Source organism: Phenylobacterium sp., assembly GCF_036963605.1.
Taxonomy (GTDB): Bacteria; Pseudomonadota; Alphaproteobacteria; order Caulobacterales; family Caulobacteraceae; genus Phenylobacterium.
Map to the genome: position 1 here is coordinate 1 of NZ_JBALUY010000076.1, position 16,579 is coordinate 16,579.

15 protein-coding genes and 1 pseudogene are annotated in these 16,579 nt (G+C 68.9%); 7 read left to right on the forward strand and 9 right to left on the reverse strand.

Annotated features, from left to right (window positions below; all coding sequences use genetic code 11):
* Window positions 1–833: pseudogene (locus tag V7702_RS13670) on the forward strand (hypothetical protein); the annotation flags it as partial.
* Between the two features lie 62 nt (window positions 834–895).
* The gene (locus V7702_RS13675) at window positions 896–1,972 is read left to right on the forward strand and encodes a TonB family protein (protein WP_335650653.1); all 1,077 of its coding nucleotides are present in this window, start codon (window positions 896–898) and stop codon (window positions 1,970–1,972) included.
* Between the two features lie 7 nt (window positions 1,973–1,979).
* Here V7702_RS13675 and V7702_RS13680 read toward each other — a convergent pair whose 3' ends face one another.
* The 8 genes from V7702_RS13680 to V7702_RS13715 form a co-directional block, all read right to left on the reverse strand.
* The gene (locus tag V7702_RS13680; protein WP_335650654.1) at window positions 1,980–3,077 is read right to left on the reverse strand and encodes a DUF2336 domain-containing protein; all 1,098 of its coding nucleotides are present in this window, start codon (window positions 3,075–3,077) and stop codon (window positions 1,980–1,982) included.
* A gap of 10 nt (window positions 3,078–3,087) precedes the next feature.
* Complete coding sequence (locus V7702_RS13685) at window positions 3,088–3,825, reverse strand: hypothetical protein (RefSeq protein ID WP_335650655.1); 738 nt, start codon at window positions 3,823–3,825, stop codon at window positions 3,088–3,090.
* A 37-nt stretch (window positions 3,826–3,862) separates the two neighbouring features.
* Window positions 3,863–4,630 carry an ABC transporter permease gene (locus V7702_RS13690; RefSeq protein WP_335650656.1) on the reverse strand — a complete coding sequence of 256 codons (768 nt, stop codon included), beginning with the start codon at window positions 4,628–4,630 and terminating at the stop codon, window positions 3,863–3,865.
* Window positions 4,627–5,379 (reverse strand): ABC transporter ATP-binding protein, encoded by a 753-nt coding sequence (locus V7702_RS13695; protein ID WP_335650657.1) that lies wholly within the window; start codon window positions 5,377–5,379, stop codon window positions 4,627–4,629. The genes V7702_RS13690 and V7702_RS13695 overlap by 4 nt, the downstream gene beginning before the upstream one ends.
* An 11-nt stretch (window positions 5,380–5,390) precedes the next feature.
* Window positions 5,391–6,380, reverse strand: coding sequence for an ABC transporter substrate-binding protein (locus tag V7702_RS13700; RefSeq protein ID WP_335650658.1), 990 nt, complete (start codon window positions 6,378–6,380; stop codon window positions 5,391–5,393).
* Between the two features lie 69 nt (window positions 6,381–6,449).
* A complete protein-coding gene (locus V7702_RS13705; RefSeq protein WP_335650659.1) occupies window positions 6,450–8,555 on the reverse strand; it encodes an ATP-binding protein in 2,106 nt (701 codons plus the stop codon).
* A gap of 501 nt (window positions 8,556–9,056) precedes the next feature.
* Window positions 9,057–10,889: an ABC-F family ATP-binding cassette domain-containing protein gene (locus V7702_RS13710; RefSeq protein WP_335650660.1), complete on the reverse strand. Its 1,833-nt coding sequence runs from the start codon at window positions 10,887–10,889 to the stop codon at window positions 9,057–9,059.
* Window positions 10,890–10,935: 46 nt separating this feature from the next.
* Window positions 10,936–11,184, reverse strand: coding sequence for a hypothetical protein (locus V7702_RS13715; RefSeq protein ID WP_300579315.1), 249 nt, complete (start codon window positions 11,182–11,184; stop codon window positions 10,936–10,938).
* A 150-nt stretch (window positions 11,185–11,334) separates the two neighbouring features.
* Between V7702_RS13715 and V7702_RS13720 the strand changes: the two genes are divergently transcribed.
* From V7702_RS13720 to V7702_RS13730, 3 genes are read left to right on the forward strand one after another with little or no spacing between them, the layout of a single operon-like run.
* A complete protein-coding gene (locus tag V7702_RS13720) occupies window positions 11,335–11,865 on the forward strand; it encodes a methanogen output domain 1-containing protein (protein ID WP_335650661.1) in 531 nt (176 codons plus the stop codon).
* Window positions 11,866–11,867: 2 nt separating this feature from the next.
* A complete protein-coding gene (locus tag V7702_RS13725; RefSeq protein ID WP_335650662.1) occupies window positions 11,868–12,875 on the forward strand; it encodes a sensor histidine kinase in 1,008 nt (335 codons plus the stop codon).
* Window positions 12,862–13,332: a response regulator gene (locus V7702_RS13730; RefSeq protein ID WP_335650663.1), complete on the forward strand. Its 471-nt coding sequence runs from the start codon at window positions 12,862–12,864 to the stop codon at window positions 13,330–13,332. The genes V7702_RS13725 and V7702_RS13730 overlap by 14 nt, the downstream gene beginning before the upstream one ends.
* A gap of 30 nt (window positions 13,333–13,362) precedes the next feature.
* On the opposite strand, the gene pbpC is transcribed toward V7702_RS13730, so the two are convergent.
* Entirely contained in the window at window positions 13,363–15,585 is a 2,223-nt protein-coding gene (gene pbpC / locus V7702_RS13735) for a multimodular transpeptidase-transglycosylase PbpC (protein ID WP_335650664.1), read from the reverse strand.
* Between the two features lie 53 nt (window positions 15,586–15,638).
* On the opposite strand from pbpC, the gene V7702_RS13740 reads away from it, so the two are divergent.
* Window positions 15,639–16,106 carry a YcgN family cysteine cluster protein gene (locus tag V7702_RS13740; RefSeq protein ID WP_335650665.1) on the forward strand — a complete coding sequence of 156 codons (468 nt, stop codon included), beginning with the start codon at window positions 15,639–15,641 and terminating at the stop codon, window positions 16,104–16,106.
* A 139-nt stretch (window positions 16,107–16,245) separates the two neighbouring features.
* On the forward strand, window positions 16,246–16,579 hold a 334-nt coding region (locus tag V7702_RS13745; RefSeq protein WP_335650666.1), incomplete at its 3' end, for a DnaJ domain-containing protein.

Sequence of the window (16,579 nt, forward strand, 5' to 3'; positions counted from 1 at the left end):
CCGCCCCCATCGCCGCCCTTCAGGCCCTGACCCGCCGCTGCTCGGCCGCCCATCTGCTGATCGCCGAAGCCCGCACCCTGCGCGCCGACATGCTGGCCGGCTGGGGCGCGCGCCTGAAGGACCCGGACCTGCTGCAGATGGCCCTGGACGAGGCCGACGACATCGCCGAAGGCCTGGACGGCGCCTATGAGCCCCTGGCCCACGCTCGCGCCGCGGCCCTGCGCGGGCAGATCCTGGCCCTGATGGGCGAGGTCAGCGGCGACATCGAACAGATCCTGGAAGCCGTCACCCTGCTGGCCGACGTGGTCGAGGATCTGACCCGCGACCACAGCCCTCTGGACTGGGCTCGCGTCCAGGCGGCGCTCGGCCTGGCCCTGCAGATCCTGGGCGAGGCCACGGCCGGCGAGCGGGCCTATGAGCAGGCGGTCACCTGCTATGAGCGGGCCGGTCTGGTGCTGGCCGACGCCCCGGCGCTCGCTCTGAGGGCTGAGGCCTCCAATGGCCGCGCCATCTGCCTGGCCCGCTCGGCCGAGCTTTCCGGTGATCTGGCGGTGCTGGACGCCGCCGAGGCCGCCTTCAAGATCGAGCTGTCGCATCGCCGCGCGGGCGTCGATCCGGTCAGCTGGGCGCTGGCCCAGGTCAATCTGGCGCGGATCTATGAGGCGCGGCTGGACATCACCGGCAAGGACCGCGGCGAGCGCGCCTCGGCGGCGCTCGCCCTGCAGGCGGCCCTCGACGTCTTCGCGGAAGAAGGCCTGCGCTCCTTCACCCTGATCGCCATCGACGCCATGGAGCGCCTGCGCATTCGCGTGGCGCCCCGCGACGGGGTTTGAAATACGGGTATCGAAACCGAAGACAACCTTTGGTAGGCTTCCTCTTTGTGGGGAATGCACCGATGAGACAGTTGAGTTTGGGCCTATGCGCCGCCCTGACCCTTTCGGGGGTGGCTGTGGCGCAGGAACCAGCGACGCGTCCCGATGTCTTGCCCGACTGGCTGAGGCAGCCCACGCGCTCCCAGCTCATGGCGGTCTTCCCGACCAAAGCCCTGGAGAAGGGTCTGGACGGCGAGGCGACCCTAGGGTGCAAGGTGAGCCTTCAAGGGGCGCTCTTTGAGTGCATCGTCCTGTCGGAAAAGCCGTCCGACATGGGCTTTGGCCAGGCCGCCATCGCGCTGACGCCACAGTTCCTGATGAAACCGGCGATGAAGGATGGAAAGCCGGTCGTCTCGGGCGTTCGCATCCCGATCAGCTTCCAGGGCCTTGGGACACCCACGGGGTCGTTGCTTCCTGGTGGTCGGGATCTGATGACCCGGCGCTTCTTGGGCCGGCCCCTGTGGGCTGAGGCGCCCAGCCATGCGGAGACGGCCGCCGCCTACCCTGAAAAGGCGGCCGCCGAGGGGCTCGGAGGTTCCGCCACCATCCGCTGCGCCCTGACCGAATACGGTCGCCTCCGGGCCTGCACGACGCTCAGTGAAACACCGCGGGGCTATGGTTTCGCCAAGGCGGCTCGCAGCCTGTCCGAGCGGTTCGTGCTGGCGCCGGCGCCGGACGATGTCGAACTGCGCGGGGTCGAGACCCAGTACATGGTCACCTTCGCCCCGGAGATGCTGGACCCCGACAGGCGGGTGATCGGCAAGCCCCAGTGGACGCAGCTCCCCTCTTCCGGTTCGGTGGCCGATGGGTATCCGGCCGCGGCGCGGGCCAAAGGAATATCGGGCGCCCGCGTGGTCCTGCACTGTGTCGTGGGGACAGGCGGGACGGTGCAGGACTGCCAGGTGAGGTCAGAAGAGCCGGCGGAATTCGGATTTGGTCAGGCGGCCCTGGCTCTGGCGCCGCATTTCCGCCTGTCGGTCTGGACCGAACAAGGTCTGCCGACCGTGGGCGGTCGTGTCACCCTGCCGATCCGCTATCAGCTGCCGCCGGAAACGATCTCCACCCCGAACGCCGAGGCCAAGGGCGGACCGGAGGGCTAGGCCAGCTTCAGGCCGCCGCGACGTCGCCGCTCTGGCGGCGCAGGCGCCAGAAGCGGATGGTGCGCTGGGCGGCTTCCCGAGGCAGGGCGTCGAACAGTTCGCCATATTCCCGGGCGCGGCCCATCGCATTGGCCTCGCGGTCCAGGATCAGGACGGCAAAGGTCAGGTAGAGCGAGCGTTCGAAGCCGGCCGCCTTGCAGACGATGGACAGGGCGTCGAGGTCGCGGCGGTCCAGGATCTTGCGCGCCGTTCCGAAGTCGATGTCGGCCAGCTCACAGAGCGCCACCAGGAACTTGGTGGTCTCCCGATTGCGCAGGAAGGCGGCCAGCACCGGCGGGGTGATGCCATTGCGCAGCTTCAGCAGGCGAACCGCCCGCTCGGCTTCCTCATAGTCATCGGGCAGGGCGCCGTCGCGGGTGGCCAGGCTCTTGCGGCTGGCCGCAAGGGCGGCCTCCAGGGCCTCGGGATCGACCTCGCTGTTGCGGTCGCGGATGGCGTCGCGAAGCTGCGCCTCGACCACGAAGTACATTTCGTTGAGCAGATCCACCGGCACGGCGCGGCGCGCGACGACGGCGGCGTGCAGATCGGTATTGGCCATGGCCCGATCTACGGCCCGCTCATGGGATTCTCGCGACAATTCTGCGCCATCATTGCGCAGCAACGCGTCCAGGGTGTGGTCGTCACCCCGTTCGACAATGGCCTCGGAGACCGCCGCCGACACTGTCGAGCGCAGGCTGATGGCGCGCAGATGGTCCTGGCCGCGGGTGTGGGCGACGGCCAGCAGATCATCGTCAGTCAGCGCTGCGGAGCCGGTCAGCACCGGTTCGGCCACGGTGATGGCGGTATCGCGGGCGAGATCTCGCAGAAGGTGGCGCGGCGGGGCCGCGGCGGCGGCCAGACGGCTGGCCAGTTCGCCGCGCACGGCCTCTTCCATGTCGCTGGCCAGCTGGCCCATGACGTCGTCGAACAAGGCGAGCTCAGCGCCGCCATGGGCGCCGTCGCCGACGAAGAACAGGTCGGTCACTCCCCGCAACAGCTCCCGTCGACGGGCGCTGGAGGGCTCGTTGGCCAGGGCGATCAGATCGTGAAGCTTGGACCGTTCCATGGGCGCTGTCTCAGAACTGGCGATCAAGACCCTCGCCGCCCTCGTCGGCCTTTTCCTCGGCCGGGGGCGCGTCGGGCGGCCCCACCAGGATATAGTTCGGGCCTTGGGGCGGGGCGGGAATGGCGTCGGGCGTCAGGCCATACTCCCGGTGCAGGGAGTAGAGCTGCGAACCCCCGGGGCGGGCGGCTGGCAGGGGCGCCGATTGGGCGATCTGTCGTGGCGCCTCGGCGGGCGGCGGCGCCTGATACTGGTATTGAGGAGGCTGAGGCTGAGGCTGAGGCGCGGGCGGGGCCGCGGCCGCCTGGTCGTAGATGCTGGTGGGCAGCGGACCGGCCGGCGGGCCGCCCAGGAGGTCCGGCGCTCGGTCGCTGACCGGCGGCAGCGCGCCACGCATGACGGGCTCATAGCCGGGCTGAACCTGCGGCGGCGACGGGGCCGGCGGCGCGGCGCGGGGCGCTGGGGGCTGAGCGTAGGCGAACTGACGCGACAGGGCCATCGGCTCGGGACGCTGCGGCGCCATCGCCGCCTCATCCGCTGCGGGGCCTTGCGGCGCCCGCTTTCCAGCCCAGCCGAGCATCGGGCCGGCATAGGCGGCGTCGGGACCTTGGGCGCTGGCCGCCTGGGGACTGTCCGTCCAGGGCTGCGGCGGACCATAGCGATCCTGCGTCACGCGTTGGGCCATCGCCGGCGCAGCACTGGCGGCGACGAGCAGGGTGAGCAGAAGGGCGGGGGCGGGCGGGCGATTCATGCTCCGCCAGCTTTAGGGTTATCGGCTTAACCCGCGGCTAACGGCCACGCCACCAGCGCAGGCCAAACCGCTCCAGCCGCGCGAGGCCCGCATAGAGCAGGGCGCCCATCAGACCCAGCACCACAAGAGCTGCGAACATGCGGGCGGTCTGAAGACGATTTCCCGCCTCCAGGATCCGCCAGGCCAGCCCCTGCGCGCCGCCGGACCCGGCCACGAACTCGGCCACCACCGCCCCGATCAGCGCCAGGCCTGCGGCCACCTTGTGGCCCTCCATCAGATAGGGGACCGCCGAGGGCGCCCGCAGCCGCAGCAAGCGCTTCACCCGGCCGACCCCATAGAGATCGAACAGGCGCTCCAGGTCCGGATCGGCCGCCTTCAAGCCGGTGACCGCCCCGGAGAAGATCGGGAAGAAGGCCACCACGGCGGCCAGGGCGACGATGGCGCGCTCCGGGTTGTCGATCCCGGCCCAGATGACCACCAGGGGCGCGATGGCCACCACCGGGGTCACCTGCAGCACCACGGCCAGGGGCTTGATGGCCCGCTCCAGCACCGCGCTCAGCGCCACCAGCAGGGCCAGGGCCTGGGCCGTCAGGCTGGCGATGATCAGGGCCGCCAGGGCCATGGCCAGGGTGTTCCAGGCCGAGGCGAGCAGCGTGCCGGCGTCGGCCATCAGGCTAGCGGCCACGGCGCTGGGCGCCGGGAGGAAATAGGCGGGCACCTCCAGGCTGCGGCAGGCGATCTCCCAAATCGCCAGGAGCGCTGCGATCAGGGCCAGGGGGGCGATGAGGTCGGCGAGCCGTTTCATTCGGCCGCCTCCATGCCCTTGGCCAGCACGGTGGACACCGCCTCCACAGCGCTGCGGAAACCTGCCGTCGTCCGGAAGCCTGTGGGGCGGGGCGTTGGCCCGGCGATGCTCATCTCGCCGCTGATCCGGCCTGGGCCGCGGGTCAGCACCACCACCCGGCTGGCCATATAGACCGCTTCCTCGACGCTGTGGGTGACGAAGACGATGGCGGGCTTGAGCTCGGCCCAAAGCTGCAGCACATCGTCGGCCAGGGCGCGTCGGGTGATCTCGTCCAGGGCGGCGAAGGGTTCGTCCAGCAGCAGCAGCCGGGGTTCGGTCACCAGCGCGCGGGCCAGGGAGACCCGCATGGCCATCCCGCCGGAAAGCTGAGCGGGTCTCGCCCCCGCCGCGTCGGCCAACCCCACCCGCGCCAGGGCGGCCTCGGCCTGGCTGCGGGCCTGGCGGCGGGGGGCGCCCGACAGCTCCAGCGGCAGGGCCACATTGTCCCGGGCCGACAGCCAGGGCGCGAGCGTCGGCGCCTGGAAAACCACCGAGGTTTCCCCTCGCCGCGCGGTGCGGCGCACCTGGCCGCGGGTCGGCGCCTCCAACCCGGCCAGCAGGCGCAGGGCGGTGGACTTGCCACAGCCCGAGGGGCCGACCAGGGCGGTGATTTCGCCGGGCGCGACGGACAGGCTGAAAGGTCCAAGGGCCGGCTGGCCCTTGCCGTACTCCACCTCGACCTGCGCCAGTTCTGCGACCAACGTCTCCATGAGCGCTGCGGCTAGGGCAGGAAGTCGAGGGTGTAGGCCGACTTCGGGTCGAGTTCAGTAGGATAGACCCCCTGGTCGCGGGCCATCTCGAAGAACTCGGTCCAGCGGGCGTCGCTCATCTGGCCGGTCAGGGCCGGATCGCCCGCATCGACGATGCCGTAGGACTTCAGCTTTTCGCGGGCCTGGTCGAGCACGTCCTGGGTCATCTCCGGATTGTCGGCCTTGATCAGGGCGTCGCCTGGCGCCGGATCGCCGTCCAGATAGGACCGCCACCCTGCCGTGCTGGCCTCGACGAAGGCGCGCACCGCCTCGGGATTTTCGGCGATCAGGGCGTCCCTGGCCAGGACCATGGTCGCATAGCCGGGATAGCCATTGTCGGCGAGCAGGAAGACCTTGGGCGCGAGGCCCGCCTCCTTCTCGATCGTATAGGGCTCAGACGTCACATAGCCCTGCTGGGCCACACGCTTGTTCGACAGGAAGGGCGCGGAGTTGAAGGTGTATTTGCGGACCTGATCGTCGGTGAAGCCGTACTTGGCCTTCAACCACACCCAGAAGGCGGTGACCGAGGCGTCCGACAGCAGGATCGGATGGCCCTTCAGGTCCGCGATGGTCTCGATCCCCTGGTCGGGGTGGGCCAGCAGGACCTGCGGATCCTTCTGCATATAGGCGGCGACCGCCTTCACCGGCGCGTCTTCCTGCGCCAGGTTCATGACGATGAAGCTGTTGGAGCCCATGCCCATGTCCACGGCGCCGGCGGCCAGCAGCTGGGGCACGTTGACGCCCGGCCCGCCCTGGATGATCTCCACCTTGAGGCCGCGCTTCTCGTACTCTCCCGTGGCCAGGGCCTGGTAGAAGCCGCCGTGCTCGGCCTGGGCGCGCCAGTCGGTGGCGAAGCGGATGGTGGTCAGGCCGTCGGCGGTCACCGCGTCGGTCTGCGGCTCGGCTGAGCAGGCGCTGACGAGCGCGGCGAGCGCGATGGCGAGCGAGCGCAAGGCCTTCATGAACTATCCCCCGATACGAACCGGGACAAACCTAGGCGCGCCGGGGGGCCGCGCCAAGCCGGTTACGCGTCAGGCCACAGCCGTGTCGAGATCGCCAGGGTCCAGATCTGCCGCCTCGGCGGTCGCCGGCTGGATGCATCGCGCCAGGGCGGCATGCAGGACCTCGATCTGGATGGGCTTGCCGACCGCATCATTCATCCCGGCGCGTCGGCAGCGTTCAACCATCTCGGGCATGACGTCAGCGCTCATGGCGATGATCGGCGCCCTGGCCGCCGGGCCTTCCAGGGCGCGGATGGCGTGGGTGGCCTCGACGCCATCCATGACTGGCATGTGGATGTCCATCAGGATGGCGTCGAAGACGGTGGAGGCCGCTAGGTCTACGGCCTCGGCCCCGTCGCAGGCCAGGGTGACCTCGCAGCCCAGGAGCTTGAGGACCGTGGCGCCCAGGTCCCGATTCATGGGGTGGTCGTCCACCAGCAGCACCCGGACAGGGCCAAGATCGGCGCTCGGAGCTGCGTCTGGAACCTCGGCCAGGACCGACGCCGGTTCGGCGCTGATCTCGAACCAGAAGGTCGAGCCGGTTCCCGGCCGGCTACGCACGCCGATCACGCCGCCCATGGCCTCGACCAGGCCCTTGCAAATGGCCAGGCCCAGTCCCGTGCCGCCAAAGGCCCTGCGGGCCGAGGAGTCGGCCTGCGAGAAACGGCGGAAGAGCCGGTGCATCAAGGTCTTGGGGATGCCGACGCCCGTATCATGGACCTCGAAGCGGAGCAGCATCTCGTAGCCCTGGTCTCGGACCGAAAGCTGCAGGCGCACCTCACCGGCCTCGGTGAACTTCACGGCGTTGCTCAGGAGGTTGAGCAGGATCTGGCGGACCCGAAGCTCGTCGATCAACACCATGTCCTGGGCCGGGCCTGCGGTCTCCAGGCGGATCTGAAGGCCGCGCGCTTCCGCGGAAGGGGCGATGATGTCGATGGCGTCCTGGGCGATCGCCTCCGGACTCTGAGGCTGCAGCGCCAGCTCCACCTCGCCGGCCTCAAGCTTGGAATAGTCCAGAATGTCGTTGACCACCGCCAGCAGCGAGCCGCCGGCCCGATGGACGAGCTCAACCTGACGGCGCGCCTCGGCCGGGAGATCGTCCCGGCGGATCAGCGTCTGGGTGAAGCCGAGGATGCTGTTCATCGGTGTGCGAATTTCATGGCTCATGGTCGCCAGGAACTCGCCCTTGGCCGCGCCGGCGGCCTGGGCCCTGGCCTGGGCGCGCTTGGCCGCCCGGGTTCGCATGGCCAGAAGCCGGCGGGTGCGATTCTGCTCGGCCAGGATCAGGGCCACCGACAGGCTCGTGAAGAAGGCCGTGGCGATGACGAACTGGAGATTGTGAATATGGGCAGCCTGCGACCAGGCCTCCGAGACCCCGCCCAGCGGAGCCAAGGTCAGAACGATCGTTGACAGCACAGCCATGATCACAGCCGACAGGGCCGTGCTGCGCGGCCCCAGGCTGAAGGCGACAATCACCAGGGTGGGCGTGATCAACAGGGGCGCGGGGAAGGTCCAGGGCAGGTAGGCCGCCACGCTGACGGCGATCACCAGGCTGAAAACCCCGGCCTCGGTCAGGACGCCTTTGTCGTGGCCGGGTCCTGAGCGGCGATCAGCCAGCAGCAGAACGGCGGGCAAGGTGATCGCCATGCCCAGGCCATGGGCCAGGAACCAGTTCGACAATATCTCGTAGAAGGGGCGACCCAAGGCGGCCAGCGCCGTTGCGGCGAGGAGGGCCGTCAAGCCGGCGGCCGGCGCCACCGCCAGGAAGGCGATCCGGAGGAGTTCGGGCAGGGCGCCGATTCGTAGCCGATTACCGCAGAAGCGCCGCACCAGCAGGGCGGCGACGACGGCCTCAACGATGTTCAAGGCCGTGAAAACGGGGGCGAGATCGGTTGGCGCGCCGGTGAGGATGTTGATGGCCAGACTGGCCGCTGCGCAGGCGAGGCCGAGGATCGCGGCCTTGCGAACGGGAAGCAGGAGGAGGCCGGCGGCAAGCACGCCATTGGCCAGCCAGAGGGCTGCAACGCTGTGGGCGTCGCGGGTCAAGACGACCCCAAGCAGGGCCGCGGCGGCGAAGGCCAAGCCGATCACCAGCCCAAATGCTGTGTCCCGCTGTACCCGCCGTCCCGTAGCCATGTCCAACATTCCCCCCGAGTTTGGCGAGTTTGCGCCAGGGGGTGGCGCCAAATCGTTAAGTGCGCGGGGGAACCCGCTCAGCGCCGCAAGACTGGCGCACATAGCAAGAGGGCGACGCTGCGGCAGGCCGCGGCGTCGCCCTCATTCCAGATCCTTGCGGACCTGTATCGTAAGGTCGGAGCGACTTCGAACGCGGGCTGCCCCGCAGGTTTCCGTCACGCCGGTGTCCTTCGAACCCAGGCGCCGGGTCGCCCCGTCGCCGTCGGTTCTGGAACCTTCTGCTCCGTTTGCGTTCCGGTTTCCCGGTGCGCCAGGGCTGCAGTCCCTCTCGATCCCTTGACGTTGCGCTCACACAGTCTATGAAGCAAGCACCCGAGTTCGACCCGCTGTGCGCAGCGTGTGACCACCCGGTGGACAGGCTTTGGACTCCTTGGGGAATCCGCGCCGAAACATCAGCAGATTCAATGTGGAATCTTATCCCCAGGAATGGCTGGCGGGCATTCAGCGCCCGGCCTCCAGGGCCTCGCGACGTTCTTCCAACTCCAGCCATTCCAATTCCGCGGCCTCCAGTTTCTCGCGAGCGGCCGCCAGGGCCTGGCCAAACCGGTCGAAGGCGCCGGGGTCTCGCGCATAGAGGTCTGGATCGGCCAGCTGACTTTCCAGCAGGGTGATCTTGTTGGGCAGGTCTGCGACCAGGGCCGTCAACTCTTCCAGCCGACGCTGCTCCTTATAGGAGAGCTTGGCGGCCTTTGCAGCGGGAGCGGCCGCCGCCGCAGCAGCAGCCGCCTGAGCCGCGGCCCCGCGACGCCCACCGGGCGCCTTGGCGGGCGACACGCCGAAGAAGCCTGGATTCTGGCTCAGGAAGTCCAGCCAGCCGCCGGGCGTCTCCACCACCTGGCCGCGACCGTTTAGCCCGATGGTCGAGGTGGCCAGGCGATCGACGAAATCGCGGTCGTGGCTGACCAGGATCAGCGTGCCCTCATAGTCCGAGAGCATCTCTTCCAGGAGGTCGAGGGTCTCCATGTCCAGGTCGTTGGTGGGCTCGTCGAGCACCATCAGATTGGCTGGCTGGGCGAGCGCCCGGGCCAGCAGCAGACGGTTGCGCTCTCCGCCGGACAGGCTGCGGACCGGCTGGCGGATCTGGGCGTCGGTGAACAGGAATTCCTTGGCGTAGGCGGCCACATGCTTGGGCGCGCCGCGGACCATGATCTGGTCGCCGCCGAGCGGGGCCAGGGCGTCCTTCAGCAGCATGTCGTCCTTCAGGTCGGCCCGGGCCTGGTCGATATAGGCCACCTCCAGGTTGGTCCCGAGGATCACCTCGCCGGAGTCGGCTGGCAGTTCGCCCAGCAGCAGCTTGACCAGCGTGGTCTTGCCCGCCCCGTTGGGACCGACCACGGCGATCCGGTCGCCGCGCAGAATGCGAGTGGAGAAGTCCTCCAGGATCACCCGGTCCCCGAACCGCTTGGAGAGCCCCTTCACCTCGACCACCCGCTGGCCCGAGGTCCCGGAGGTGGCCACGCCCATGGACATGGCGCCGCGGGTGTCGCGCAGCCGGTCGGCCTTGGCCTCGCGCATCTCCATCAGTCGCCGGCGGCGGCCTTCGTTGCGGGCGCGACGGCCGGTGACGCCGCGGGCCAGCCAGTGGGTCTCACGTTCCAGGGCCTTGTCCTGGCGCCTGGCCTCGTCGGCCTCGGCGGCGGTGAGCTGCTCCACCCAGGCGTCAAAGGCGGCGAACCCCCGGTCGAGTTTGCGAACCTTGCGGTTCTCCAGCCAGAAGCAGCGCTGGGTCACCCGCTCCAGGAAGGCGCGGTCGTGGCTGACGATCAGCACGCTGGCCCGGCTGGCGGCGATGGCGCCTTCCAGGGTCTCGATGGCCAGGATGTCCAGGTGGTTGGTGGGCTCGTCCAGCAACAGGACGTCGGGATCCTCGGCCAAGGCCCGGGCCAGGGCGACCCGACGGGTCTCGCCCCCGGACAGGCCGGTGGCGGCCTTGTTGGGATCGAGGCCGAAGCTCTCCAGGGCCGCGGCGGCCTCATGGGGGGCCGCGCCCCCGGCGGTGGCGTGGTCCAGCAGGGTGTCGCCGATGATCTGCGGCTCCTGCAGCACATAGGCGACCTTGGTCCCCGGCGTCACGGCGCGCTCGCCGTCATCGGCCTCGGTCAGGCCGGCCAGGATGCGCATCAGGGTCGACTTGCCCGCGCCGTTGCGGCCGACGAGGGCCGCGCGGCTGCGGGGCTCCAGCGCCAGATCGACGCCGTCGAACAGCATGCGGGGCCCGTCGGCGAGACGGACATTCTTGAGTGCGAGGACGGGGGGCTTCATAGGGCTAGGCACATAGCGCGCTTTGGCGCCCCTGCAAGGGCGCAGGCGACAAACCCCTTCAGGCCTCGTCGAAAGGCGGCGGCAGCGGGCCGGATCGGAACAGGATCACCGGGTTCTCGTCATAGTCGCCCATCTCGGTGTCGGCCGAGACGGAGAAGGCCACCACCGCCACACGCAGGGGCGCCAGCCGCTCGGCCTTTCTGCGGGCCTCCTCGGCGCTGGCGCAGCCCACCTGCTGCTCGGCCTTCAGCGCCTTTCCACGCCCTGCGACATAGGACTGGAGGATGTGGACGGTTTCTTTGGCCATCCCTATCCCGGCCGCTGATTGGGCCGCCAGGTCAAGGGCGCGCCGCTGCTCGCCCCGCGCGGCGAATGAAAACCATTTTAGGTCGTCACGGGACAATCTATAGGTTGAGCAGGCGCTGACACGCAGCGTTCGTCGCGGCCGGAGCCCCTCATGTCGCTCGATCACCTGGAGATCGATCTCGAACGGGACATGTTCCTGCGGACCTTGCTGCGGGAGCTGTCGGGCGCCCTGCAGGACGTGGTCGGGCTCGAGGAGGCCTCGGGCTATATCAGCGTCGTCGGGGCCGCGGTAGGCAAGGCTCTGGATGAGAAGTACCGGGCCGCCCTCGCCGTTGATCGGCTTTCAGTCGATCAGGTGGCCCAGGTGCTCGTGGACCTCAAGCAGCGGATCAAGGGCGACTTCTATATCGTCGAGCAGCGCGAGGACCGCATCGTCTTCGCCAGCAATTCCTGCCCGTTCGGCGCCTTCGTAGCCGGCCGTCCAGCGCTCTGCATGATGACCTCAAACGTGTTCGGACACGTGGCCGGCGAGAACCTGGGCTATGCCCGGGTCCAGATCGACAAGGCGATCGCCCGTGGCGATCCAGGCTGTCATGTGACCGTCTACCTGACCCCGAGGGAGGGGGAAGGCGAGGCCCGCGAGTACTTCCGCCGGGTGCGGCCGGACCTGACCGACCGCTGAACATGGATCCCATCTCCAAGTTTATCCGCGATCCCGTCGTCGTCTTCGCCGGGGACGGACGCATCCTCGAGATGAACCGAACGGCCCGGGCGCGTTTTGGCGAGTCGGCCGACAACTGGCGCCACCTGTTCGGCGAACTCGACAGACTGGAGGACCTGCTCGAACGCGCCTCGGGTTCAGCAGACCCGGTGCTGGGCGCCCTTCGCATGGCCGCGGCCTATGCAGCCGAGGTCGATGGGAAGGTCGAGGCGCTCGCCCTGCGGCGAGCGGGCGGGATTGACTACGCCATCAAGTTCCGCGACCCGGCAGGAGACCAGTTCAACGCCCTGACCGCACAGGTGCGCGAGCTGAACGGCGAAATCTCCGTGCGTCGGCGGTTGCAGGCCGAGCTCGAGGAGGCCCTGGCGCACAACCGGGTGCTCTATCGAGAGCTTCAGCACCGGATGAAAAATCACCTCCAGATGATCCTGGCCCTGGTTTCCTCCGCCGGGCGTGAGAGCGAGGATCCCGGCCGCAAGCAGTTCGTGAAGATGCTCCAGTCCAAGCTCGCGGCGCTCTTCGACGCGCAGCGGCTAATGTACGCCGAGGACGCCGGCAATGGCCTGCGGGTCGATCAGATGCTCAGCGCCCTGGCCGAGACGGTCCAGACCCTGGCTGATGTCCGGATCACCATCGAGGTCAGGGCCGAGCCGATCGTGGCGCCGAATGATCTGGCCTTCCCCCTGGCTCTGATCGCCAACGAGTTGCTCACCAATGCGGTGAAGTATGCCGACGGCCCGAACGCAGCCGTGTCGTTGAGCTTTGTCAGGATCGGTGACGAGGCCGTACTGACCGTGCGGGACAATGGGCCGGGGTTCGCGCCATCGGCCTCAGGCCCGTCGTCCTCGGGGCTGGGCCTGGTGAGGGGCCTGTGCCGCCAGATCGGCGGCCAATTCACCCTTCAGTCAGACGCCGGCGCCGTCGCCGTCGTTTCGTTCCCGCTTGCGGAGGCGTCCCATGTCTCATCCTGATCAGTATCGCCTCCTGCCCCGGGGACCGCGCGAAGGCCCTTTCGGACTCCCTCGGGACGACGGCGACGCCGACGCCGGCTTCCCGCTGGGCCGTCGCGTCCTGATTACCGAAGACAACTGGCTGGTGGCCGGCGAGTGGCAAGCCGCTCTGGAGGACGCCGGCTATGAGGTCGTGGGCCTGGCGAGCTCGGCCCAGGAGGCGCTCGAGATTTGTAGCCGCGAGACGCCGGATCTCATTCTGATGGACATCCGGCTGCTCGGCGACCGCGACGGGGTCGAGGCGGCGAAAGACGCCCGTTTGCTCTACGATATCCCTTCGGTGTTCGTCAGCGCGCACGACGACGCCGAGGTCCGTCAGCGGGCCGCTGATGCGCGCCCCTTGGGCTGGATCACCAAGCCCGTCATAGCTTCGCGCATTCCCGACCTCCTGGTGCAGTTCGCCCGCCTCCTCAACTGAGCGGATGGGCCTTGCGCCCCGTCGTCGGCGCTAGAAGGGGATGTCCTCCTCCGGGATCGGCCGACTGGCGTCGTATTCGTCCCGGGGCTGCGGCATGGCGGGGGGCGGCGGCAGGGGCGGCGGCTCGGCCTCGGCGGCGGCCCGGGCGAACTCGCTGGCCAGGCCCTGGTAGTGGTCATTGCGATAGTCGTCCTCGAACATCGGTTCGGGATCATCCACCAGCCAGTCGAAATCGCGGATCTCCATACCCGCATGAGCCTCGATCATCACCCGGCGCCAGATCTGCGAGGGGATGTCGCCGCCGGTGACCCGGTTCATGGGGCTGTCGTCGTCGTTCCCGACCCAGACGCCGGTGACGTATTCGTCGGTGAAGCCGACGAACCAGGCGTCCCGCCAGTTCTGGCTGGTGCCGGTCTTGCCGGCCGCCGGCCAGTCGAAGGCCGCGCGTGTCCCGGTGCCGACGGTGAGGACGCGCTTCATCATCTTCACCATCATGCTGGCATAGGTGAGATCGATGGCCGGCATGGGGCCGGACGGCGCGCGCAGGAAGATGCTGTCGCCATCGACGGTGCGGATCTCCTCGATGATCGAGGGCGTCACGCGGCCGCCGGCCTGCTGGAAGACCTGGAAGGCGCTGGTCAGCTCGATGAGGCTCACCTCGTAGGATCCGAGCGTCACCGCAAGACTGGGATTGGCCGGGATGGTGGTGAAGCCGAACCGACGGGAAATGTCCCCAAGGGCCGGGCCGCCAGCCTCGGCGCCCAGCTTGACCGCGACCGTGTTGATGGACCGCGCCAGCGCCGTCTCCACGCTCACTGGGCCGCGATAGCCGCCACCGTAATTTCCGGGCCGCCAGTCGCCGAACCGCACCGGCCCGTCCACCCGCACGTCGCTGGGCAGGACGCCCTTTTCCAGGGCTGCAGCATAGATGAAGGGCTTGAAGGTCGAGCCGGGCTGACGCCTGGCCTGGGTCGCCCGGTTGAAGACGCTGGCGCCATAGTCCACCCCGCCGACCATGGCCCGAACCGAACCGTCTGGGCCAAGCGTGACCAGGGCCGCCTGGCCGGCGCCGGCCTGGGCGCCGTCGGTGGCCATCACCTGGTTCAGGATGGCGGCGGCCTCGACCTGCAGCGCCGGATCGATCGACAGGCGCACCAGGAGGTCGGGCGAATTGGGGCCGATCTGGCGCAACACCTCGTTGGTGGCGTGGTCCAGCAGATAGCCGTAGGAGCCCTCGTCGGACGTGGCAGTGGTGGCCAGTTGCGGCGTCTGCGCCTGGGCGGCCTCCATCTCCCCGCGGCTGATCCAGCCGGTGTCGTGCATCCGCTGCAGCACCCACCGGGACCTTTGCAGGGCTGCTTGCATGTCGTTGGTCAGGGCCAGGCGCGACGGCGCCTTGGGCAGGGCCGCCAGCAGGGCGGACTCCGCCAGAGTCAGTTGGCTCGCCGGCTTGCCGAAATAGGTCCGCGCCGCGCCGTCCACGCCAAAGGTGTTGGCCCCGAAATAGATGCGGTTGAGGTAGAGCTCCAGCACCTCGTCCTTGGTCAGCATCCGCTCCAGCCGCCAGGCGAGCGCCGCCTCCTGAATCTTGCGGCGGAAGGTCTGGTCCGGGGTGAGGAACAGGCTCTTGGCGATCTGCTGCGAGAGGGTCGACCCCCCCTGGACCACGCCGCCGGCCTTCCAGTTCACATAGCTGGCCCGGGCGATGGCCTGCAGGTCGATGGGACCGTGCTGGTAGAAGCGGTGGTCCTCCGCCGCCAGGAAGGCCAGGGGCACATAGTCGGGCAGGGCGCTCAGCCGCACCCGGTCGCCATAGCGTGGCCCGCGGGAGGCGATGAGGTCGCCGTTGCGGTCGAAGAACTTGATCCCAGGCGCCCGGTTGAAGGCGTAGAGCTGGGCCTGGGGCGGCAGTTCGGGCACGTCCTGCAGGAACCGCTTCTGGAGATAGAGGCCGCCGCCGACCACCGCCAGGGCGAGGACCAGGACCAGGACCGCCAGGGTCTTCCAAAGCCAGCCCCAGCTCCGACGCCGTCTTTCCCGGGGCGGCAGGACGAAGGGGTCGTCGGGGCCATCGCCGCCGGGCGGCCGCGGCGCGCCCTGGCGTGGCGGCCTGGGCCGTCGTCCAAATCCATCGTCACCCTCGCGCAGCGCGCCCTCCGTGGCGACGTCACGAGGCTGCGGCGCGCGCGGCTGGCGCGGCCGTTCCGGCTCATCGTCCGGAAAACGGTAGGGGTCGAGGGTCCAGTCGTTCACGTTCGCTAGGGGCCCGGATGGCGGCGGAGGCGCTTTGGGTTTAGGACGGGCGCGTGAGCAGGCACAAACCCTTTTGGCAGACCAAGTCCCTCGAACAGATGACGGCTCAGGAATGGGAGAGCCTATGTGACGGGTGTGGACTTTGCTGTCTCGTTCGCTTCGAGGATGAGGATAGCGGCCAGGTTATCCCCACCCGCGTGCATTGCCGGCTGTTCGATTCCAACACCTGCGCCTGCTCCAACTATGCCGAGCGCAAGGCCCACGTTCCCGACTGCGTGAAGCTGACCCCGGGCAATATCGCCAAGCTGCCCTGGATGCCGCTGAGCTGCGCCTATCGCCGCCTGCACGAGGGCAAGGACCTGCCCGCCTGGCACCCGCTGGTGACCGGCGACCCGGAAAGCGTCCACGAGGCGGGCGTCTCTATTCGTGGCGAAACCTTCAGCGAGGACGAGCTGGAGGATCTGGAAGACGCCTGGACCTATGCGGCCTGGGACCTGATGGAAGATCGCAGCGGCGACTGATCCTCGGCGATGTTGGCCACAGGCATGTGTCTATTTTACCACACGCGCTCTTGCGTGACTCCGCGCCTTGCACAATCTAGAGCCCATGAGAGGTCCCGATGGGGCCGACGAAACAGAACGGACTGGGAGATTTTATTCCTTGGCGCGCGATCCCTATCAGGAGCTTGGCGTGGCTCGCGGCGCGAACGCCGACGAGATCCGCAAGGCGTTCCGCAAGCTCGCCAAGCAGCATCACCCTGACGCCAATCCCGGGGATGCTGCGGCTGAGGAGCGGTTCAAGCGGGTCAGCGCGGCCTTCGACATCCTGGGCGACCCCGATAAGCGCAAGAAGTTCGACGCCGGCGAGATCGACGGCGACGGCCATGAGACCGGCCGCGGCTATGGCGGCGGCTGGAGCCCCGGCGGCTTCGAGGGCCGTGGCCAGACCCGAGCCGAGACCTTCGACGGCGTCGACCTCGGCGACATTCTGGGCG